Origin of the sequence: Pseudomonas sp. BJa5, from assembly GCF_030272875.2 — a bacterium.
Lineage (GTDB): Bacteria > Pseudomonadota > Gammaproteobacteria > Pseudomonadales > Pseudomonadaceae > Aquipseudomonas.
Genome location: NZ_JALRNG020000129.1, coordinates 1 through 285, shown reverse-complemented (window position 1 = coordinate 285; position 285 = coordinate 1). Strand labels below are relative to the sequence as shown.

The 285-nt window shown below is 56.8% G+C and carries 1 pseudogene; it reads left to right on the top strand.

Features of this window, described 5'->3' with window-relative positions:
- Positions 1-116 (top strand): annotated as a pseudogene (locus M2D63_RS25705) (translation initiation factor IF-1); the annotation flags it as partial.
- Positions 117-285 lie beyond the last annotated feature (169 nt).

The following is a 285-nucleotide window of genomic DNA, read 5'->3' as shown; positions in this document are numbered from 1 at the left end:
ATATTTCTGGGAAAATGCGCAAGAACTACATTCGAATTCTGACCGGTGACAACATCCGCTATGAACTGACGCCTTACGACCTGAGCAAAGGGCGCAACACCTACCGCGCCCGCTAAGCGACACCAACGAAAACGCCCGGCTCGATGCCGGGCGTTTTCGTTTGCTCGCTAAACGCATCGCGGGGCAAGCCCGCCCCCAGACGTGTATCCTTTATCCCCCTGTGGGAGGGGGTTTGCCCCGCGATCAGCCGTTATGCCTTCTCATCCGTTGTCTCGAAGTCGAACA